This is a genomic window from Paenibacillus sp. 102 (assembly GCF_039549175.1).
GTDB lineage: Bacteria > Bacillota > Bacilli > Bacillales > Bacillaceae_G > Bacillus_A.
In genome coordinates this window covers 61,262-81,935 of record NZ_JBCGHT010000007.1, presented here as the reverse complement: position 1 = coordinate 81,935, position 20,674 = coordinate 61,262, and the positions used below count along the sequence as shown (strand labels likewise).

Genomic DNA, 20,674 nt, shown 5'->3' with positions numbered 1-20,674 from the left:
ATCAGCTCTCCTAATGAGAACTGATTTTTTCACTTTACTATTCTTGTGTAGAAGAAGGATCGCTAGATGATTCCGTAGAACCATTTGTTGATTTTTCTTCTTTTTGTTGTTTTTCATCAGCTGAACCACTTGTTGATTTTTCTTCTTTCTGCTGCTTTTCATCAGTTGAGCTGTTTGTTGATTTCTCTTCTTTTTGCTGCTTTTCGTCAGTTGAAGTTGATTTCTCTTCTTTTTGTGATTTTTCGTCCGTTGAAGTTGATTTCTCTTCTTTTTGTGATTTTTCGTCCGTTTTACCATTTGTTGCTTTTTCATCAGCGGAGCCATTTGTCGCTTTTGCTGCTCCTGCCTCTGCTTTTACGTCTGTTGCAAGTTTGTTAAGGTAACGCTCTGGATTGACAGCTACATTATCCTTACGTACTTCAAAGTGTACATGTGGACCTGCTTCCTTATTCATTGCGCTTAAACCGGATTTCCCTAATACTTCACCTTGTGCAACTTTTGCACCTTTTTCTACTTTTACACTGCCTAAGCTTTGATAAGATGTTGCAAGACCATTTCCGTTATCCACCGTTACAACATAACCGAGAAGCGAATCTTTTTCCGCTTTTGTTACTGTACCGCTTAAAGCAGCTGTAACATCGAATTCCTTCCCATTTTTCGTAGCAATATCAATTCCTTTATTAGGAGAATATGTGTTGTTATAAAAGACAAGTGCTTGTTCTTGCTCCTCTTCCGCTGCTCCATCCTCATAAAACTTCTTTTTCACAACAACATCTACATTCTTTGCAACTGGCATTTTCACAACTTCTGAAGATTTTGTTACGGGTACTGCTGGATTGTCCGTTTGACCATACGGCGTTGCTTGCTCTTTATTAGGCGCTTTCTTTGGATTAGCTGCCTGGAACCATAGAGCAACTGACAAGATTACCGCTGCACATGCAATGTATAGTGCAGGAAACACCCACCGTTTTTGAAATAAATGAACTACCTTCCGCGACTTTTTATTATTCCTTCCTCGCATTCTATCATCACCTCAGCAATCATTTTGAACAATATTCATTCATCCTATACAACCTATAACTAATTACTTTTCGACAAAATCTGTAAAAATATGTATAGGAATTGCAAAATTTCCGAGGAAATGATAGAAAAAAGAAAAAACTGAGCGGATTGACTCAGTTTTTAGTCTAGTTGTTTCTTTTTGTATACAATTAAGCTAACAATTAAAGTGATTGCAAACCAAATACCGATGTTTAAAAAATCGCCATTCATGTCTGTAATTGGTTTCCCGTTTAATAATTTAACAATCGCTTCACTAATATGATAACTTGGAAGAGCTTCCACTATTTGCTTAACCGTTTCATTTTTAATAAATGATAACATCATCGGTCCCATAAATAGAACCATTAATACAGGCATTCCAATCAATGATGTTTGTGCTACTGTTCCAGAAAATAGTCCAATGACTGTTCCTATCATAATAAATAGGAATGCTGAAACTACTATTAAGAGAATTAGTACCCCAATATTTCCTTTCACTACATCTAGAATAAATAGATTTGCAACCGAAACAACAATTGTAAGCAAAGCGGTAATTACACCCTTACCGAATAATACATCAAGAGAAGAAGCAGGTGACAACATTAATACACGCAAAGTATGTTTTTCCTTCTCTTCTGCAATTACCATTGCTTGCACAAAACCACCCGTAAAGATAAGTGCTGCTAAAATGGTTAAATTCGCTAACTGCTCTTTATTTTGACTATCCATTTGTCCATAAATTAAAGCTAACGCTAATGGTATTGCAGCCATCATTAAAACTTGTGAGTTTTTGCCGGCATCCTGCATTTCTTTCCTTACAATCGCCGAAAACCTCTTCATAGAAAATGTCATCATTATAATCCCCTCCCCGTTACTTCAATAAAGATATCGCCCAAAGTTGGCTCATACGAATGGATTGATAATAATTCACCCTTTTTCATCCATTCTGAAATACGTTTTGCCCCTAATTCATCTTTTTGCACTGTTTCTTTTTTCTTATCTTTTAAAACAACTTCAATTTTGTCTTTTGCGTATTGTAAACGGAGATTTTCTGGAGTATCGAGTGCTACAATTTCACCGCCACATAAGAAGGCAATGCGATTACAAAGCGTTTCCGCTTCATCCATGTTGTGCGTTGTTAAGAAGATTGTTGTTCCTTCTTTATTTAAGTCTTTTAAGATGTTATGAATGTTTTGGACGTTTACTGGATCAAGTGCTGATGTTGGTTCATCTAAGAAGAGGATATCCGGTTTATGCAGAATTGCTCGCGCTAAAGTTACACGCTGCTTCATCCCTTTTGATAATTTTTTGATTGGTGTTTTTTTATCTTCTAATAAATTCACCTGCGATAGCACTTCATCGATTCGTTCTTTTTTACAATCGTATAAGTCGCAAAATAATAATAAATTATCATAAATGCTAAGTCTTTCGTATAAGCCACTATTATCTGTTAAAATGCCAATTCGTTTATAATCAATACTGCCTGGTCCTGCAATATCTTTTCCTAGTACTCTCACTGTTCCAACACTATGAAGCAATTGGGAAGTTAAAATTTTCACTGTTGTTGTTTTTCCTGATCCACTCGGTCCAAGAAATCCGAAGATCTCTCCTTGCTTCACTTCAATATTTACATTTCGAAGTGCTGTTTTTTCATTAAAGGTTTTCATTACATCCTTCATTTCAATTGCCAATGTCATTTCGTCATCCCCTTTGTTTTTCTTTTATAGATAATTTCGCTTCAGCGGCTCGTTTGCCACCTCCGCTTGTTGTGTTCGCTTTTCTTGACCTAATCATATGAAAAACAAAGGGGCCCTGCAGTAAAATACCGGTAAAAGGAGTATTTTTACCGGTGAATGAACCCTATTTTTAGCTCATTGGAGCATTATTTATAGTCCAATTACACCTTTTAACTCATCCATTCTTCCTTTAGAAAGTGGAATTGAGCTTTTTCGTTCATCATCCAAAATTAAGCTAAAGCTATTACGAGTCCAAGTGATCACTTCTCGTACTCGTTGTAAGTTAACAAGGTAAGAACGATGACATCTGAAGAATCCGAACCCTTTTAATCTTTCTTCTAACTCACTTAATGTTAACGCACATACAAAGTCCCCTTCGCGAACATGAATATGCGTTGTTCCATTTTGCGTTTCAATAAAATGAATTTCCATTGGATCAAGCAAAATGATTTTATCGTTCACCTTCGCTGGAATTCTTTCGAGCTTCATTTGCGGAATCATTTGCACGACGTTTTCTGGATCTATCTCTTCCTCTTCTTCCTGCTCGATTTCTATTTTTTTAACGCCATCTGGATTTAATATATACACATCTTCTGTTAGAGAAAGTGCATCCGATAGAAAGGATGATGTAATAAAGATGGCCTTTCCTTGTTCTTTCATCTTCATAATTGCTTTTCGAATCATAATTGTGCTCTCTATATCTACATTTTGTTCTGGCTCTTCAAAAATAATTAAATCTGGATTATGAATCATGACCCGGCCAATATGAAGACGGCGTTTTTCAGAAAATGATAGCTTTTCGATTTTGACGTTCATTTTATCTAGTAAACCAACATACTGGACAACTTCTTCCATGCTAATATTCGATTCATACAATCCAGATAAAAAAGCGAAATATTCTTTCACTTTCAAGCGGTTATATGCTTCATCTTTTAAAAAGCAAAAACCAATGCGCGAGTACGCTTGCCTTTGAATCGGCTTCCCATCAAATAAAACGCTCCCTGTCGATGCCTCTTCTTCACCAATTATAATGCGGTGCAAAACCTTCGCCGTATGATTGTTACATTGCAGCACAACACATTGCCCTTTTTCAATTTCAAGCTGAATCGCCTGCAACTGGTTCGTCTTACCCAACTGTTTTAGCTCCAGTAACGCCATGTTTTCTCCCCCATATTGTTTTTATCTTATTATATCAAACAATTAATGGAAAATTATGATATTTTTCCCGAAAATAAAAAGGAGCTAGTTTAGCCCCTTTTGATTATTTTTTGTATGATGTATTTTATCGCAGCATCGATATATTGCACCAAACGAGCGATTACTTCTGCTTCACCATATAACTCTTCAACTGATCGCGAAGCGCTCTTTTCAGGAATTTCCCGACGGATGTTTTCGGGATTTCCTCGACAAATAAAATATCATCTGGCATCCACCATTTCGGGAACTGATCTTCTAATAATGCATAGAGCTCTTCTTGTTCTACCGCTTGTCCTTCTTTTAAGACAACACAGGCAACAGGGCGTTCTTGCCATTTTTCATGCGGAACGGCAACGACGGATGCCTCTAGTACTTTATCATGTGCCATTAAAGCATTTTCTAAGTCAACGGAGGAAATCCATTCACCGCCGCTTTTAATTAAGTCTTTCGTCCGGTCAGCAATTTTGATAAACCCTTCAGGATCGACTGTGACAATATCCCCTGTATGTAGCCAACCGTCTTTCATCGATTCTTCTGTACGTTCGTCTTTATAATAGCTACCAGCAATCCATGGTCCGCGGAGGCAAAGTTCACCCATTTCTTCCCCGTCCCACTTGATCTCCCCTTCTTGACCAATCACTTTCATTTCAAGGCCAGGGAATAAATAACCTTGGCGGGAGCGTAATTCGTAATATTCTTCTTTTGGTAAATCACGCTGATATGATTTTGGACAGTTAATGACAACAGCTGGACTGGTTTCGGTCATTCCATATATTTGCCTAAAAGCAATTCCGTAGTTCTCTTCATATGTGCGAATCATACTTCTCGGCGCCGCTGATCCACCCGACCAAATCGTACGAATACTACTAATATCATACGGGTATTTTTCAAGTTCTTGTAATAGACCAATCCAGATCGTTGGCACACCAGCAGTAATTGTCACTTTCTCACGTTCAATAAGCTGCGCCAAAACTTCTGGTGTAAAGTGCGGTCCTGGTAAAACAAGCTTTGTACCGAACCATGTACCAGCAAAGGGAAGTCCCCACGCATTCACATGGAACATCGGAACAACTGGCATACAAGTGTCTACTTCTGATATATTCCCGCCGTCTACAAGGCCGAGCGTATAACTATGAAGTGCAATACTACGATGTGTATACACAACGCCTTTCGGTTTTCCTGTCGTTGCGGAAGTGTAGCACATACCCGCAGGTTCTTTTTCATCTAAGTCTGTTAGGAATGGGAATGTTTCGTCGCCATCTTCAAGTAGTTTGTCGTAATGATATGCTGGTGATAATGTTGTGTGAGGTAGTTCGTGATCATCTGTCATAATAATAAATGCTTTCACATGAGGAATTTCGTGTTGAATACTTTCTAATACGGGAACCATATCTTCATCAACAAGAATGATTTTATCTTCGGCGTGGTTAATGATATAAGAAATGTGATCTGCGGAAAGCCTTAAGTTAATCGTATGTAACACCGCTCCAAGTCCTGGAATCGCAAAATATGCTTCCAAATGGCGGTGATGGTTCCAAGCAATTGTTCCGACTTTATCTCCCTTTTCAATTCCCATTTTATTTAATACACTAGCAAGCCGTTTTGTCCGCTTCGCAACCATTCCATATGTTAATGTTTGAATACGCGATGCAGTGCGCGAGACAACTTCCTTTTTTGAAAAATATTTCTCCGCTCGTTCCATCATTGCTGGAATGAGGAGTGGTACATCCATCATCATATTTTATTCCCCCTGTTATTATTTTATATATATACACACACCTGTATTATAACACAGCATAACTAGACAAAAGCCGTTAACATTTCTTTCGTTTTCTACAAATAATGACAAAAGGAGCTCATAGGGATGAGCTCCTTTTTTGCCGAATGATCTCTTGACTTTGTCGAATGGTCGATATATTTGAAAAATCACCGATATATTTTGCGAACGGGCTACACTTTTTAAAAAGAACCGATTTTTTCGCCTCCGAGCGAGCTACTTTTTTCGAATATGCGCTGTTTTTTCTCTCCAAACAGGTCCATTTTTCGAAAAATGCGCCATTCCCCTCTCCGAAACAGCTACACTTTCAAAAACGCACCAGTTTCCCCTTTAAACTCGCACCCCTGCCACCTAGTTCTTCGCCATTAACTTTCCTTCATAGTCATTTAGTGTTTTAATTTCGATACCTTTATAGTAATGAGCAACAATGTCTGTGTAGGCTTTCCCCTCTTTCGCCATACCATTTGCACCATACTGACTCATGCCAACGCCATGACCGAAACCTTTCGTTGTGACGACAATATTGCTCCCTTGTTGTTTCCACGTAAAGTCAGAAGAGCGTAAATCTAGTTTCGTTCGCACTTCTTTTCCTGTTAATGTTTTCCCTTGAAACTCTACATCCTTCACCCGTTTTCCTTCTGTGCGGTCTTTAATAGTACCGACTTTTCCATTTGCTAGTACCTTTACACCAAGACGCTTTTGAAACTCAGCTACCGTAAAGGTTTGCTCACTTGCAAATTTCGGAGAAGCTTGATCCCACGGACTGTCTACGCTTTTCAAATAGGGCAAGTCACCTCCCCAGTAATCTGCCGCATTTTCTGTATAGCCATTACTTGTTGAGAAGAAAGACGCTGTAATGGGAGTACCTTCATAAGTTAAAACTTGTCCGGCTGTTTTAGACACAGCTTCTTCAATTTTCTTCAAGTTTTTCTCATAGTTTTTACCCCATGTCTTCTTTAAATCATCTTTACTTTGATACACTTGATCACCCACCGTATCTGTTACATCCGCATTATTTTTCTTACTTCCACTTAGCATACGCTGTACAATAAATGTCCTTGCTGCTAATGACTGCGCCTTTAGTGCCTCTACTTCAAAGCTAGCATTCATCTCAGAAGCTACTACACCTGTAACATACTCTTCCATTGGCACTGTTTCTACCTTCTTTTGCTGACTGCGATACACAGCAACTTGCACAGCAGTATTTACCTTTTCAGGAGCTGGCACATTTTGTACGGCTGGAGGATTTTTGGGCGGCTGACTGACCTTCTCTTTCGTAAACGGAATGACAAGTACGGTCGGTACAATAATGACGAGCGCTACTAAGAACGCCATTGTAATGAAAAGTGGCTTTGAAATTTTCATCTTTTTCCCCCGATATAAAATTGGATTCATTTCATTCTTATGGAGCATGGCAAGCTTTTAGAACATATCGGGAGAAAGTTCTTCTATTAGGAGGCTTCCTTTCAAACGAATGAATTTTCCAAATATTTTTAATGGACCATGCATAAGTCAGGAATTTCTTGACTATAACAGTAATAGAAAAAAAAATCGCCCCTATGTCAAAAGACATAGAGACGACTTCAATTAAGCGTGAAGGTCAGAAACTTGTTGCTTCGTCACTTCTTCTACTTTTTCGTTTACACGTTCAATTGTTGCACCGAGTGCAGCTAGTTTCTCATGGAAGTTTACATATCCACGATCAAGGTGTTTTAATTCTGTTACACGTGTGTAACCGTCTGATACTAAACCAGCTAGAATTAATGCCGCTGCAGCGCGTAAATCAGTTGCTGCTACTTCTGCACCTTGTAAGTTGTTAGGTCCATTCATAATAACAGAACGGCCTTCAATTTTGATGTCTGCATTCATACGACGGAATTCTTCAACATGCATGAAGCGGTTTTCAAATACCGTTTCTGTGATCATGCTCGTTCCATCAGCATGTAATAACAATGCCATCATTTGTGATTGCATGTCTGTTGGGAAACCTGGATGAGGCATTGTTTTAATATCAACGGCTTTTAATTTACTTGGGCCGATAACACGTACGCCTTCATTTTCCTCAATAACTTTAACACCCATTTCTTCCATTTTCGCTGTGATAGAACGTAAATGTTCTGGTACAGCATTTTCAATTAAGATGTCTCCACCAGTAATTGCTGCTGCAACCATAAACGTTCCTGCTTCAATACGGTCAGGAATAATAGAATGGTGTCCACCATATAATTTATCAACGCCTTCGATACGAATCGTTCCAGTTCCAGCTCCGCGTACTTTTGCTCCCATTGCATTTAAGAAGTTAGCTAAGTCAACGATTTCTGGTTCTTTCGCTGCGTTTTCAAGTACTGTTGTCCCTTTTGCTAATGTAGCAGCAGACATAATGTTTTCTGTCGCACCTACGCTTGGGAAGTCTAAGTAAATTTTCGCGCCTTGTAGTTGTCCATCTACATAAGCTTCAACAAATCCATTCCCAACTTTTACTTTTGCTCCCATTGCTTCAAAGCCTTTTAAATGTTGGTCAATTGGACGTGAACCAATTGCACATCCACCAGGAAGTGCAATACGAGCACGGCCATTACGTGCTAATAGTGGTCCCATTACTTGAACGGACGCACGCATTTTACGTACATATTCAAATGGTGCTTCAATATTTAAATCCTTTGAAGCATCAATTGTTACTTGGTTATTTTCGAATACGACTTCAGCATTTAAATGACGTAATACCTCATTAATCGTGTATACATCAGACAAAACTGGTACTTCAGATAGTACATTCTTTCCATCACTCGCTAATAGGGCTGCAGCGATTATTGGTAATACAGCATTTTTCGCGCCCTCAACACGCACTGTGCCGTTCAACCGCTTTCCGCCACGGACGATGATTTTTTCCAATTTATTCCCCTCCGTGTCCTTTTTTCAATATCTATTCAATACTCAGAAGTTATGATCGGTGTGCCAACCACAATTGTATCTTTGTTGTCTGTAGAACGTATTGCTATTTGCACATTGATTTTCTCTCTATTTGTTGAAAGAGCGTCATTCCACTTTTTATTATATGCGGAGACTGACACAAATGCTCTTTCTTCTATCTCTTCGATCGCTCTTGCTGAAAGATCTTTCAAAACCTGATTGGTTTTATTTTGCAAAACACCTTCAATCTTATCATTCAGTACACCTTGAACACAAGTGTAAATTTTAGGTTTTGTACTAAAAATTTTATCCATTTTTTGAATATTTTTAGGGTCCCATTTTGACCCGCTCACTTCAAGGATAATAAAAGTGTTTTCTTTAGTATTTTCCTTACTCCAAGTTACTACTATTCGCTCTTCATGAGAAGAAAATTTTTTGTATGCTGTTGCTTTATATCCGTCATGAGATTGTTCCAACTCCCATTTTTGAATATTCGCTTTTTCTTTCACTTCATTTAACAATCTTTGAAACGTATGTATATTAGAAATGGTTTTTGTTTCTCGTGCTAACCATGACCAGCGCTCTATCTCTGTTCCGTTCTTTTCAAGGGCAGCGATCATACTCTCCATTTTCTCTTCGTCACTTACGGGCTTTATCTCTTTATACCCGACCAAGAATACGACAATACTTACGACAACAATAAGAATTGTTTTTAAGTTTTTCAAGTTTCATCCCCTCCTACCCCCATTGTTAACGGAGATATGAGGTTCTATACACTTACTTTACTAAATACGTTAAACTCTTCGAATACCCTAAATAATCAAGGAAAAAGTTGCTGACAGATGTCCCGATTGCAATCGTAACAAGAATGAGCAAAATCCTCGTCTGCAATACCTTTCCAGATTTCATCAGGCGTTCGATATGGATACCTTGTAAGGCCCACCATGTAATGGTAATAAACAATAAATGCGAAACAATCGCAATCAGTGCTTGTTGCCCTAAAAGTTGCGCCAAAAAAATCGACTCCTTTTGTTTGGCTCACCACCACTTAGGATGCAAAACGATCCCATATAAATGGAAACCATACTTTTCCCCGCCTAAAATAGGCAGCATAAAGTTCTCCCTTCAAAAGATGCTGAAGGGGACACTACCACGGCAACATCTCCGTCTTACTAGACGTTTCTGCTCCACAATAAAAAGCGTAGAGTGGTGACCCTACACTTTTTATTTTCACTATTGTACCACGTTCCCCGTAAAGAAGAAATCTTTCATGAGTGGAAAATATTCATAAAAGAAATTGTAGCCAACTGCCGGTAGAATCCCGAGTAATACAGTTGCAATTGCGCAAAAACTAATGACGACTTTCAAGTTGATTGGTACGTGCACTGGATCTTCTTCACTACTCTTTCGAAAAAACATTTGCTGCAAAATACGGAAATAATACACAAATGAGATAACCGTTGTACCCATCATGACTGATGCTAACACGTAATGAGCTGGACTAGCTGTAAAGGCACTTAAAAAAATGTTAACCTTTCCGATAAAACCAGCTGTTCCTGGAATTCCTGCTAAAGATAGAATAAAAATGGTCATCGCCGCCGAGGTGAACGGAGAGCGTTTGTATAAACCTGAGAAAATCGTTAAATTTTCCTTTCCACTTTGTAAGATTAATCCGTGAATGACTGCAAAAGCTCCTATATTCATCAGCACGTATGCCAACATATAAAACCACATACTATCCATCGTAAATGGCGATAATGCTACAAGCGGAACGAGTAAATACCCCGCATGCGCTATGCCAGAATAGGCAAACAGACGTTTCACGCTGTATTGCTTTAGTGCTACAACATTACCGATAATCATTGTAATTCCAGCTAAAACCGCAATATATATGCTCATATTACCAAATACAGATTGCTCACTTCCATGAACCGGTATAGCCCCGAATACCATAAGGAACAATCTTATCATCATAATAAAGCCCGCGATTTTAGAGATTGTCCCGAGGAAAGCTGTAACAGGTGCTACTGCTCCTTCATATACATCCGGCGCCCACATATGAAACGGAACTGTCGCAATTTTAAAAGATAACCCTACAAACAGAAGCAAGAAAGCAAGTGATAACAAAAGATGAATGCTCCCATCCACGCCTTGCATAAGAACTTCCTGCATAGCAACTATATTAGTCGATCCCGTAATACCATATAAATAGCTCATTCCAAAGAGCGTAATGGCCGTCCCAATTCCGCCATTAATGACATATTTCATCGCTGCTTCATTCGAAGCACGATTTTTCTTTCGAATTCCCACTAAAATGTACGAAGACAGCGATAACAACTCTAGACCAATAAAGAGCGTAATAAAATCGACGCTAGACGCCATGAACATCGCCCCGAGAACTGCCATTAAAAATAAGTAATAGTATTCTCCTTTATCTTGAATCGGCTCTTTTTTATCATCGCTCATCGCCATACAGAAAACGAGGATCGCTCCAATTAATAGTAACGTTTTAAATCCTTTTGAAAATCCATCTAATACAAATGAACCGCTTAAAATATCACCAGCTGGTTCACCATATAGCATAATTAACGCAATAAGTGATAGCACCGCACTACCAATCGCACCAATCCCTAAATACTTACGATCAAACTTCAAAAATAAATCAAGAAGCGAGAGAAGGATGGCCGCCCCAAGAATGATGAACTCCGGTACCATTAAGTGCCAAGATAAGCTAAGTAATGTATTCATATCCATCCTATCTCACCCCCAATATTTTCACTGTGTATTGTAGTGGTGCTCCGAGCAACTCTGGCATAATACCGATTGCGATAATACAAGTAAAGAGGAGTACAATCGGAATGTATTCCCAACCACGGACATCGGGCCTCGCTTCCAATTCCTTCTTTCCAAATGTCACTTGAAGCGTCGCCCTTAGGACATATACCGCTGTTAAAATGATGCCGAGCGCACCAACTGCTGCGATGATTGGCTTCCCTTGAAATAGCCCGAGAAATGCGAGGAACTCACTAACAAATCCAGACATTCCCGGGAGGCCAAGCGAAGCCATACCTCCTGCCAATAAGAAACCACTTAACACTGGAACTTGTTTTGCGAGGCCACCAAGCTTCGTAATATCAGAAGTGCCGAAGCGCCGCTCAATCATGCCGAGCAAGAAGAATAGTAACGCTGCGATTAAGCCGTGAGATACGACTTGAAATAGCGCTCCCTTCATGCCGGGGGCGTTAAGTGCTGCAAGCCCCATTAGCACGATTCCCATATGCGAAATACTGGAATAAGCGAGAACCTTTCGGAAGTCAGTTTGAATCATCGCTAGAAAAGCACCGTATAGTAAGTTGATTACTCCTAAAATCGCTATAAGCGTTGCAAAGTCATGAAACTGCTCCGGGAATAGCCCTTTTCCAAAGCGAACGATGCCGTATGCCCCGATTTTGAGCAGAACACCTGCATGGAGCATCACTGCTGCAGGATGGGCCTCGACATGTACACTCACCATCCAGCGATGCAAAGGAAATACAGGTAACTTAATCGCAAAGGCAATCATAAGAGCAATGAATAATCCAAGTTGCAATGAATTTGAAATATCGCCTAGAAGCGATGTTTCCGCCCCCGTCAAAATATCTTTTAACGCTGTAATATTGGTTGTACCCGTTTTTGCAAAGAGGATAGAGAAAACGATGAGTAAAATTGCTGATCCAATTCCGTTATAAATCAAATAACTATAGGACGCTTTTTCACTGTTCAATTTCCCCCACTTTCCGATAAGCAAAAACATCGGTGGTAATGTAATTTCAAAGAAGACAAAGAATAGAAGTAAATTTTCTGCTGCAAAGACACCAAGCATCCCAATTTCAAGTATTAATAAAAGCATGTAAAAACCTTTTATATTTTTTTGAATGGAAAAGGCGGCAATCGCCGCAAGTGTTGCTAAAAGGGCCGTGAGTATCATCATTACAAGAGAGAGACCATCGATGCCAAGCTCATAATAAATAGAAAACAACTTTTCATCTACGTTCAAAAAGCTTCCAAATTGAATCCATTTCACCTTTTCAGCAAAGATTGTTAAACTCTTTCCGGAAGCGTATGTACCAGCTAAAACAATCGCGATACCAAGCGGAAGAATTGTTCCGAATAAACCAAGGCCTCGCACTGCACGCACTTCCGTTTTCGGTGTTAACGTAAGTAAGAGAATCCCTAGAAGCGGGGAGAAAATAAAGAACGATAATAAGAATGCATTCATTGCCAATACCCCCCTGTATATAACAGAATGACAACTAATGCTGCCAAAGAAACAGCCACCGCGGTTCCGTATACTTGTACGTTTCCGTTTTGAAGTTTAGAACCAGCAGTGCTTGCTCCTCTCACAATCCACGCAATTAGCTGGGCGATTCCTTCCACAATATATACTTCACATAAGCGAAGCACATAAGCGATTCCTTTTATGAGCGGGAGCACAGTCACATTATATATTTCATCTACATAATATTTTTCCTTAAGGAGGCTGTATAGAACTGTTTCTTTTCCGCCAGCCCATTCTCTAGAGACGGAGCGTTTGCCATAGATGAGATATGCCAAGAAAATGCCCGCAAATGAAACGAGTGTCGCAATAATCATAATCCACACAGGACCGTGACTTTGCTCCACTTGAAACGGGACATCCTTTGTGAGCCAGTCCCCAAGAAATGTTCCAAACCACGGCGTATTGATGTAACCTGCTAAAACTGCGAGAATACCAAGGACAATCATCGGAAATGTCATAACGCGAGGAGATTCATGCACATCCTCTTCTTTCTTCGCTTCGCCTGTAAAAACGAGAAAATATAAACGGAACATGTAGAACGCCGTTAAGAATGCCGCGAGAACCGCGAGGACAAACAAAACATAATTGCCGTGCATCCACGCTCTAGCCAAAATTTCATCCTTACTAAAAAAACCTGAGAAAAGCGGAACACCACTAATTGCTAGCGTGCCGATTAAGAAGAGGACCCCCGTCACTTTCATTTTCCTCTGCAGTCCGCCCATTTCATTAATGTTTTGCGTATGCACCGCATGAATGACGCTTCCTGCTGCTAAGAAAAGTAGCGCTTTAAAGAAAGCATGTGTCGTTAAATGAAAGACGCCGGCCACGTACCCTGCCGAGCCAAGCGCGAGCATCATATAACCGAGCTGGCTGACTGTTGAATAGGCGAGGACTCTTTTTATATCCGTTTGTACAAGGCCAATAGAGGCAGCAAAGATTGCGGTAAATGCACCGACAATCGCGACTGTTTGCATCGCCACAGGACTTGCCGAGAATAGCGGAAACATCGTTGCTACTAAATACACACCTGCCGCGACCATCGTTGCCGCGTGAATAAGTGCCGATACAGGCGTTGGTCCTTCCATCGCATCTGGTAGCCACGTATGAAGCGGAAACTGACCTGATTTCCCCATGGCACCAATAAAGATTAAAATTGCCGTGAGCGTTATCATGGTAGGTGATATGTCTCCCATCTTCATCGCTTTAAAAATAACTTCATATTCAAAGCTACCAGCCTGCCAGAAGAGTAAAATCATCCCGATAAATAAACCTACATCTCCAATACGTGTCATAATAAACGCTTTTTTCGCTGCAGCCTTTGCTTCTGCTTTAAAGAAATAAAACCCAATGAGTAAAAACGAACCAAGTCCAACTAATTCCCAAAATATATAGAGTTGTAATAAATTCGTTGAGATGACAAGCCCCAGCATCGCAAATGTAAAGAGCCCTAAATATGCATAAAAGATGTGCAATCTCTCATCACCATGCATATACCCTTTTGAATACACATGCACAAGGAAACTAACGAGCGTCACAATAAAAAGCATCAAAGCATTTAATGCGTTAATCTCAAAACCAAACGAAAGATCTACATCACCAATTCGGAGCCATAACCACTGATGCTTTACTGTTTCTGATGAAAACCGTTCTATTAATACTACCGCCGCACCCACAAAGGAAAGAAATGTGAGAAAGATACCAAGTAAGCTGCTTCCTTCTCTCAACTTCCCCCCAAACATAACGAGCAAAAAGAACGAGGCAAGCGGGAAAAGTGGTATGAGCCATGCATAATCGATCATTGTTTCCTTCCCCCTTTCCGGTCACAATTAACCTTTCAGCGAATCCATTTCATCTACGTTAACTGTTGCATGCTTACGATATAATGCAATTAAGATTGCAAGTCCAACTGCCGCTTCAGCTGCCGCAACAGACATCGTAAACAGTGAAAAGATTTGTCCTGTTAAATTCGGAAAAAATCCTAATTTACTAAAAGCGACTAAGTTTAAGTTCGCCGCATTTAACATCAGTTCGATACAAACTAAGACAATGACCGTATTCCGTTTTGTTAAAGCCCCGAATAAACCGATGCAAAACAGAATAATGGCAAGAGCTAAGTAGGCGGAAGCTGGAACACTACTCATTGGAATCCCCCTCTTTCTCATCTTTCTTCGCAAGTACAATCGCTCCAACAAGTGCAACAAGTAAAATAACCGACGTTAATTCAAATGGAATAACATATTTTGAATACAAGAGTGTGCCAATTTGAAGTGTATTTTGTTCATGAAGCGGTAAGCTTCCTTGTACATTTCGATTTGTAAAGTCTATGTTGTTAACAGCAAAGTACATCACTGCGCCAAAAGCTACTACCGCGAGAAAGATGAGCCATTTCCGAAAACTAAAACTAGATTCACTTTCGGCGTCATGCTTCGTTAGCATAATGCCGAAAATCATAATAATCGTAATGGCACCGGAATAAATTAAAATTTGCGCGACTCCAACAAACTCTGCCGATAAGAGAAAGTACAATCCAGCAATGCTAAGAAACGTAAACACAAGAGCGAGCATCATGTGCATGACTTTCGTTAAGTTCAGCATAAGAATACCGCCGATAATCGCCGTTAGAGACAAAACAAAAAACGCTATCAACTCGCCGTTCATGCTTTATTCTCCTTTCTGACGTTCTCATCATTTTCATCTAACCACTGCAAATTTTTAAATAAATCATCACGCGTATACTCCGCTAACTCAAAATTATTTGTCATAACGATTGCCTCTGTTGGACAAACCTCTGTACATAAATCACAAAGAATACAAATTTCAAAGTTAATATCATACGTATCAATGATTTTCCCCTTTTTTGCCGGATCCGGATGCTTCTTCCCTGTTAGTTGAATACAATCAGTGGGGCAAATGTTGGCACATTGGTTACAAACAATACATTTTTCTGGATAAAATTTTTGAATCCCGCGAAAGCGATCTGGTAGTGGCAATGGTTGATTGGGATAATCGTAGGTTACTTTTTTCTTACTCAAGTTACTAAGCGTATACTTTAACCCTTTAAATAGTCCTTTCATATCTTAGTGGCACCCCCCGTTTAGATTAGAAGAACAACTCCTTAATCAATGCCGTTAAGAAAATATTCGCAAGTGCGATTGGCAATAATACCTTCCAGCCAAACTCCATCAATTGATCGCCCCTGATACGTGGAAACGTAACGCGGAACCAAATTAAGAGAAAGACTACTGCGCTAAATTTCAAGGCAAACCATACAGCTCCAGGAATAAAACCAAGGAACATAACTGGATGCCATCCCCCTAGGAAGAGCACCGTAATGAGCGAAGCCATCCCAAAGAAGTACACGTATTCAGAAAGCATAAAGAATGCCCAGCGAAACCCTGAATATTCCGTATGATATCCCGAAACAAGTTCTGATTCTGCTTCCGGTAAGTCAAATGGCGTCCGATTTAACTCTGCAACCGCTGCGATTAAGAAAATCACAAAACCAATGGGCTGCGCGAAAATGTACCAAACCTTCTCCTGCGCCGCTACAATTTCATTTAAATTCAGACTGCCCGCTAATAAAACAACGCCAATCACACTCATTACAAGCGGAATTTCATAGGAAATCATTTGCGCCGCCGCACGCATCCCACCTAAAAGTGAATATTTATTGTTTGATGCCCATCCTCCGGTCACAACACCAATCGTTGTAATTCCTGATACAGCAATATAATAAAGCAACCCCACTCCGATATCCGCAAACTGAAATTTATCCGTAAACGGAATGACCGCAAGCACCATAAAAGCTGGTGCAAATGCAATAACAGGTGCTAATATAAACAGCGGCTTATCTGCAGCTTTTGGAATGCTATCTTCTTTTAATAAAAGTTTTAAAACGTCAGCAACTGTTTGCAGTAAACCGAATCTGCCGCCAACCTGATTCGGACCAATCCGTCCTTGCATAAATCCCATCACTTTTCGCTCTGCTAAAATTCCATATGTAACAAATCCAAGGACGGCAAATAGTAGAAGGACCGCTAATCCGAAAAAAATGAAAAAGTTCGTCCAACTCGCCGATGACTCTATGAGATGCTCTATCATCATCCATCAACCTCCCCAAGCACAATATCAACGCCACCTAAAATCGTAATTAAGTTCGCGATATTTTCGCCCTTCAAAAGCTTCGGTAAAATTTGAAGGTTGTAGAAAGATGGTCTGCGGAACTTTAAGCGATACGGCTCTTTCTTCCCTTCACTCGCGATATAGCAGCCAATTTCCCCGCGCGGCGACTCGATTCGGACAAACGCTTCGCCCTTTGGCGCCTTAATAATCTTCGGCACTTTTGCCATCACTTGCCCTTCTGATGGAATTTGCTCAGCCGCCTGCTCAATAATTTTGAGGGATTCCTCAATTTCCTCCATCCTGCAAACGTAACGGTCCCAAGCATCCCCCACGCTCCCTACCGGAACATCAAAATCAAAGCGATTATAAATAGAGTATGGTTCATCCTTACGAAGATCCCATTTCACACCCACGCACCGTAAATTTGCTCCGCTTAGTGAATAAGAAAGTGCATCTTCCGCACTATATATGCCAACACCCTTTACACGATTCAAGAAAATTTCATTCCCGCTCACAAGGTCGTGATAACCTTTCAATTGTTCTCTCATATACGGAACAAACTCACGCACTTTTAGGATCCAACCATCTGGGGCATCCCACTTTACACCGCCCACTCGCATGTAGTTAAACGTTAGCCGCGCACCACAGAGTTCATTTAAGAGATTAATAATCATCTCTCGCTCCCGAAATGCATATAGGAACGGGCTAACTGCTCCAATGTCCAGTAGGTTTGTTCCCCACCAAACGAGGTGACTCGCAACGCGGCCAAGTTCCATCGCCAGTACGCGCAAATATTCGGCCCGCTCTGGAATTTCAAGGTCCATCATTGTTTCAACAGCGTGACAGATCACATAGTTATTCGTCATCGCTGATAAATAATCCATTCGATCTGTATACGGGATAATTTGTGTATACTGCAAGCTCTCGGCGATTTTCTCTGTTCCGCGGTGTAAATAACCAATGACAGGTGTAGCTTCCTTAATAATTTCTCCATCAATTTTAATAACGAGCCTAAATACACCGTGCGTACTCGGATGCTGCGGTCCTACATTTAAAAGCATTTCTTCTGTACGAATCATAATGTTACACCTCCACATCAAGTGGCTCATAATCCTTGCGAAGCGGATGACCAGCCCAATCATCCGGCATTAAAATACGCGTTAAATTTGGATGCCCTTCAAAAACAACACCAAGCAAATCATAAGCCTCTCGCTCCGGCCAATTCGCCCCGTTCCATAGCGGCGCAATTGACGCTACCCGCGGCGCTTCCCTGGCTAGCTTCACCTTCACCGCTGCAGACTGTTTCTTACCATATGAAAACAAATGAACGTACACTTCCATATGCGTAACAAAATCCGTCGCATGCAACTCCGACATATAATCGAAGGCAAGTCCTTCATGGCACTTTAATAATTCCATCACTTCGTAATAACTTTCTAACCTAATAACAAGTGTTGGCACATCCTTGGAAAGTTTATTAATATAGTAATCTTCTAATGAATGCCCACCCATTTTCTCCTGAATAATCTCTACATAAGCATCCAAATACGGCTGATTCGGTGATGATTCTTCCGGCTTCGGCTTTTCTTCTTTCTTGCTTGCAACACCTTTTGCCTTAGCAGCTGCCGCCGCTTTCGCTTTGGCCACTGCAATCACCTTCGCCTTTTCCTCTTCCGATATTGCCTCGCCTTCTGCTCCTTTTCGCTTCGCTAATGCTGCCGCCTTTGCTTTCGCCGCCGCGACTGCTTTTGCCTTCGCTTTTGCTTTTTCCTCTTCCGATATCGCTCCGCCTTCTGCTCTTTTCTGCTTCGCTAACGCTGCCGCCTTTGCTTTTTCCTCTTCCGATATCGTTCCGCCTTCTGCCTCTTTCTGCTTCGCTAACGCTGCCGCTTTTGCCTTTGCTGCTGCCGCGGCTTTTGCCTTCGCTTTTGCTTTTTCCTCTTCCGATATCGTTCCGCCTTCTGCCTCTTTCTGCTTCGCTAACGCTGCCGCCTTTGCTTTTGCTGCTGCCGCGGCTTTTGCTTTTTCCTCTTCCGATATCGCTCCGCCTTCTGCCCTTTGCTGCTTCGCTAACGCTACCGCTTTTGCCTTTGCCGCCGCGACTGCTTTTGCCTTCGCTTTCGCCTTTTCCTCTTCAGATGGTGCTTCGCCTTCTGCCCTTTGCTGCTTCGCTAACGCTGCCGCTTTTGCCTTTGCCGCCGCCGCGGCTTTTGCCTTCGCTTTTGCTTTTTCCTCTTCCGATATCGCTCCGCCTTCTGCCTCTTTCTGCTTTGCTAACGCTGCCGCTTTTGCCTTTGCTGCTGCCGCGGCTTTCGCCTTCGCTTTTGCTTTTTCCTCTTCCGATATTCCTTCTCCTTCTGTCATTTTTTGTTTTGCTAGCGCGGCCGCTTTTGCTTTCGCTGCCTCTGCGGCGAGGCGTTTTGCTTCCTCTATATTTATCTCCGCACCTTTTGGTAGCGCTTTCTCTTCTTCTTGTGCCCCACTAGACAATTCCGCTTCATGTTTAGCAGCAAGTTTTTTCCGTGCCTCTTCTCTTGCATGTCTTGCGGCCTCTTTTTTCATATCCTCTATCTCTTTATTTGGATCGCTCATCTATTCGTCACCTGCTTTCCAGTCTTTGCTTCGTAACGAATCTTCTCTTTTAACTTATTAATCCCATAAATTAAAGCCGCCGGATTCGGGGGACACCCTGGAATGTACACATCTACCGGTACGATTTGATCCACTCCCTTCACAACAGCATACGAGTTCACATACGGACCACCAGCTGTTGCACAGGATCCCATCGCAATAACCCACTTCGGTTCTGGCATTTGATCGTATAAACGACGCACGATCGGTGCCATTTTCTTTGTCACTGTTCCTGAAACAATCATGACATCTGATTGCCTCGGCGATGTCCGAAAAAATGACCCAAATCGGTCTAAATCATAATGAGATGAGCCAACTCCCATCATTTCAATCGCGCAGCATGCAAGTCCAAATGTCATCGGCCATAAAGAATTACTACGCGCCCATCCCTTCACCTGCTCTAATGTTGTAAAGAAGATATTTCTCTCTAATTCCGCCCGTTCCTGTGGATGTAACTCTTCGAAATTTATAGCCATTGTAACACCTTCTTTTTCCAAGCATACGCCAAACCAACGAGCAACATAATGACAAAGATTAACATTTCAACAAGTGCGAACAAACCAAGCTTGTCATACGCAACGGCCCACGGATATAAAAATACGGTTTCCACATCAAAAATGACAAACAATAATGCAAAAATATAGTAACGAGCATGAAAACGGACATTTGCATCATGATAAGGTTCAATTCCGCTTTCGTACGTCGTTGCCTTCGCTGCACTTGGTTTATGTGGGCGCAGCAACTTTCCTAACGTAAGAGCCACTATCGGCAGTAATATGCCTAATAGTAAAAAGATAGCAACAATCATATAACTATTTTCATATACATTTGCCACCTTGAAACCCTCCCCCCTAAATTAACAACAAGTTCACTTAGTAAACAATATGTCTCACCTGCATTATTTATTATTTTTAAATTTTTCTAAATAATGCAACTATTTCT

20 protein-coding genes are annotated in these 20,674 nt (G+C 40.9%); all 20 read right to left on the bottom strand.

Going from position 1 to position 20,674, the window contains the following annotated elements; translation table 11 throughout:
- Window positions 1-37 precede the first annotated feature (37 nt).
- The gene (spoIIQ, locus tag AAIE21_RS16930) at window positions 38-1,021 is read right to left on the bottom strand and encodes a stage II sporulation protein SpoIIQ (protein ID WP_343267824.1); all 984 of its coding nucleotides are present in this window, start codon (window positions 1,019-1,021) and stop codon (window positions 38-40) included.
- A 161-nt stretch (window positions 1,022-1,182) separates the two neighbouring features.
- Window positions 1,183-1,893, bottom strand: a complete 711-nt coding sequence (locus AAIE21_RS16925; protein ID WP_343267924.1) for an ABC transporter permease — start codon at window positions 1,891-1,893, stop codon at window positions 1,183-1,185.
- Window positions 1,894-1,895: 2 nt separating this feature from the next.
- Window positions 1,896-2,738 carry an ABC transporter ATP-binding protein gene (locus AAIE21_RS16920; protein ID WP_343267823.1) on the bottom strand — a complete coding sequence of 281 codons (843 nt, stop codon included), beginning with the start codon at window positions 2,736-2,738 and terminating at the stop codon, window positions 1,896-1,898.
- 189 nt (window positions 2,739-2,927) lie between these two features.
- Complete coding sequence (locus tag AAIE21_RS16915) at window positions 2,928-3,935, bottom strand: LytTR family transcriptional regulator DNA-binding domain-containing protein (RefSeq protein WP_343267822.1); 1,008 nt, start codon at window positions 3,933-3,935, stop codon at window positions 2,928-2,930.
- Window positions 3,936-4,095: 160 nt separating this feature from the next.
- Complete coding sequence (locus AAIE21_RS16910; protein ID WP_343267821.1) at window positions 4,096-5,712, bottom strand: long-chain fatty acid--CoA ligase; 1,617 nt, start codon at window positions 5,710-5,712, stop codon at window positions 4,096-4,098.
- 390 nt (window positions 5,713-6,102) lie between these two features.
- A complete protein-coding gene (gene spoIID, locus AAIE21_RS16905) occupies window positions 6,103-7,116 on the bottom strand; it encodes a stage II sporulation protein D (RefSeq protein ID WP_343267820.1) in 1,014 nt (337 codons plus the stop codon).
- A 222-nt stretch (window positions 7,117-7,338) separates the two neighbouring features.
- On the bottom strand, window positions 7,339-8,643 hold the full coding sequence (gene murA / locus AAIE21_RS16900) for a UDP-N-acetylglucosamine 1-carboxyvinyltransferase (protein WP_343267819.1): 1,305 nt from the start codon (window positions 8,641-8,643) through the stop codon (window positions 7,339-7,341).
- 35 nt (window positions 8,644-8,678) lie between these two features.
- Window positions 8,679-9,386, bottom strand: a complete 708-nt coding sequence (locus AAIE21_RS16895; RefSeq protein WP_343267818.1) for a YwmB family TATA-box binding protein — start codon at window positions 9,384-9,386, stop codon at window positions 8,679-8,681.
- 52 nt (window positions 9,387-9,438) lie between these two features.
- Window positions 9,439-9,675 carry a DUF1146 family protein gene (locus AAIE21_RS16890; RefSeq protein ID WP_003202077.1) on the bottom strand — a complete coding sequence of 79 codons (237 nt, stop codon included), beginning with the start codon at window positions 9,673-9,675 and terminating at the stop codon, window positions 9,439-9,441.
- Window positions 9,676-9,894: 219 nt separating this feature from the next.
- The gene (gene nuoN, locus AAIE21_RS16885; protein ID WP_343267923.1) at window positions 9,895-11,409 is read right to left on the bottom strand and encodes an NADH-quinone oxidoreductase subunit NuoN; all 1,515 of its coding nucleotides are present in this window, start codon (window positions 11,407-11,409) and stop codon (window positions 9,895-9,897) included.
- A 7-nt stretch (window positions 11,410-11,416) separates the two neighbouring features.
- Complete coding sequence (locus AAIE21_RS16880; protein WP_343267817.1) at window positions 11,417-12,919, bottom strand: NADH-quinone oxidoreductase subunit M; 1,503 nt, start codon at window positions 12,917-12,919, stop codon at window positions 11,417-11,419.
- Window positions 12,916-14,778 (bottom strand): NADH-quinone oxidoreductase subunit L, encoded by a 1,863-nt coding sequence (nuoL, locus tag AAIE21_RS16875; RefSeq protein WP_343267816.1) that lies wholly within the window; start codon window positions 14,776-14,778, stop codon window positions 12,916-12,918. The genes AAIE21_RS16880 and nuoL overlap by 4 nt, the downstream gene beginning before the upstream one ends.
- A 27-nt stretch (window positions 14,779-14,805) precedes the next feature.
- Complete coding sequence (nuoK, locus tag AAIE21_RS16870) at window positions 14,806-15,120, bottom strand: NADH-quinone oxidoreductase subunit NuoK (protein WP_016112670.1); 315 nt, start codon at window positions 15,118-15,120, stop codon at window positions 14,806-14,808.
- Window positions 15,113-15,637 carry an NADH-quinone oxidoreductase subunit J gene (locus AAIE21_RS16865; protein ID WP_343267815.1) on the bottom strand — a complete coding sequence of 175 codons (525 nt, stop codon included), beginning with the start codon at window positions 15,635-15,637 and terminating at the stop codon, window positions 15,113-15,115. Before AAIE21_RS16865 ends, nuoK begins: the two co-directional genes overlap by 8 nt.
- Window positions 15,634-16,053 (bottom strand): NADH-quinone oxidoreductase subunit NuoI, encoded by a 420-nt coding sequence (gene nuoI, locus AAIE21_RS16860; RefSeq protein ID WP_003202066.1) that lies wholly within the window; start codon window positions 16,051-16,053, stop codon window positions 15,634-15,636. The genes AAIE21_RS16865 and nuoI overlap by 4 nt, the downstream gene beginning before the upstream one ends.
- Before the next feature lie 25 nt (window positions 16,054-16,078).
- On the bottom strand, window positions 16,079-17,080 hold the full coding sequence (gene nuoH, locus AAIE21_RS16855) for an NADH-quinone oxidoreductase subunit NuoH (RefSeq protein WP_343267922.1): 1,002 nt from the start codon (window positions 17,078-17,080) through the stop codon (window positions 16,079-16,081).
- Entirely contained in the window at window positions 17,080-18,180 is a 1,101-nt protein-coding gene (gene nuoD, locus AAIE21_RS16850; protein WP_343267814.1) for an NADH-quinone oxidoreductase subunit NuoD, read from the bottom strand. The genes nuoH and nuoD overlap by 1 nt, the downstream gene beginning before the upstream one ends.
- A 4-nt stretch (window positions 18,181-18,184) precedes the next feature.
- Window positions 18,185-19,693 (bottom strand): NADH-quinone oxidoreductase subunit C, encoded by a 1,509-nt coding sequence (locus AAIE21_RS16845; protein ID WP_343267813.1) that lies wholly within the window; start codon window positions 19,691-19,693, stop codon window positions 18,185-18,187.
- Complete coding sequence (gene nuoB / locus AAIE21_RS16840; RefSeq protein ID WP_017153544.1) at window positions 19,690-20,208, bottom strand: NADH-quinone oxidoreductase subunit NuoB; 519 nt, start codon at window positions 20,206-20,208, stop codon at window positions 19,690-19,692. Before nuoB ends, AAIE21_RS16845 begins: the two co-directional genes overlap by 4 nt.
- Complete coding sequence (locus tag AAIE21_RS16835; RefSeq protein WP_343267812.1) at window positions 20,199-20,567, bottom strand: NADH-quinone oxidoreductase subunit A; 369 nt, start codon at window positions 20,565-20,567, stop codon at window positions 20,199-20,201. Before AAIE21_RS16835 ends, nuoB begins: the two co-directional genes overlap by 10 nt.
- Between the last annotated feature and the right edge of the window lie 107 nt (window positions 20,568-20,674).

Coding starts and splice junctions, on each gene's coding strand:
- nuoB (WP_017153544.1), bottom strand. CDS start 20,208: ATGGCTATAAATTTCGAAGAGTTACATCCACAGGAACGGGCGGAATTA.
- nuoN (WP_343267923.1), bottom strand. CDS start 11,409: ATGAATACATTACTTAGCTTATCTTGGCACTTAATGGTACCGGAGTTC.
- AAIE21_RS16920 (WP_343267823.1), bottom strand. CDS start 2,738: ATGACATTGGCAATTGAAATGAAGGATGTAATGAAAACCTTTAATGAA.
- nuoD (WP_343267814.1), bottom strand. CDS start 18,180: ATGATTCGTACAGAAGAAATGCTTTTAAATGTAGGACCGCAGCATCCG.
- nuoL (WP_343267816.1), bottom strand. CDS start 14,778: ATGATCGATTATGCATGGCTCATACCACTTTTCCCGCTTGCCTCGTTC.
- spoIID (WP_343267820.1), bottom strand. CDS start 7,116: ATGAAAATTTCAAAGCCACTTTTCATTACAATGGCGTTCTTAGTAGCG.
- AAIE21_RS16910 (WP_343267821.1), bottom strand. CDS start 5,712: ATGATGATGGATGTACCACTCCTCATTCCAGCAATGATGGAACGAGCG.
- AAIE21_RS16865 (WP_343267815.1), bottom strand. CDS start 15,637: ATGAACGGCGAGTTGATAGCGTTTTTTGTTTTGTCTCTAACGGCGATT.
- AAIE21_RS16880 (WP_343267817.1), bottom strand. CDS start 12,919: ATGAATGCATTCTTATTATCGTTCTTTATTTTCTCCCCGCTTCTAGGG.
- AAIE21_RS16845 (WP_343267813.1), bottom strand. CDS start 19,693: ATGAGCGATCCAAATAAAGAGATAGAGGATATGAAAAAAGAGGCCGCA.
- nuoH (WP_343267922.1), bottom strand. CDS start 17,080: ATGATAGAGCATCTCATAGAGTCATCGGCGAGTTGGACGAACTTTTTC.
- spoIIQ (WP_343267824.1), bottom strand. CDS start 1,021: ATGCGAGGAAGGAATAATAAAAAGTCGCGGAAGGTAGTTCATTTATTT.
- nuoK (WP_016112670.1), bottom strand. CDS start 15,120: ATGAGTAGTGTTCCAGCTTCCGCCTACTTAGCTCTTGCCATTATTCTG.
- AAIE21_RS16925 (WP_343267924.1), bottom strand. CDS start 1,893: ATGACATTTTCTATGAAGAGGTTTTCGGCGATTGTAAGGAAAGAAATG.
- AAIE21_RS16915 (WP_343267822.1), bottom strand. CDS start 3,935: ATGGCGTTACTGGAGCTAAAACAGTTGGGTAAGACGAACCAGTTGCAG.
- nuoI (WP_003202066.1), bottom strand. CDS start 16,053: ATGAAAGGACTATTTAAAGGGTTAAAGTATACGCTTAGTAACTTGAGT.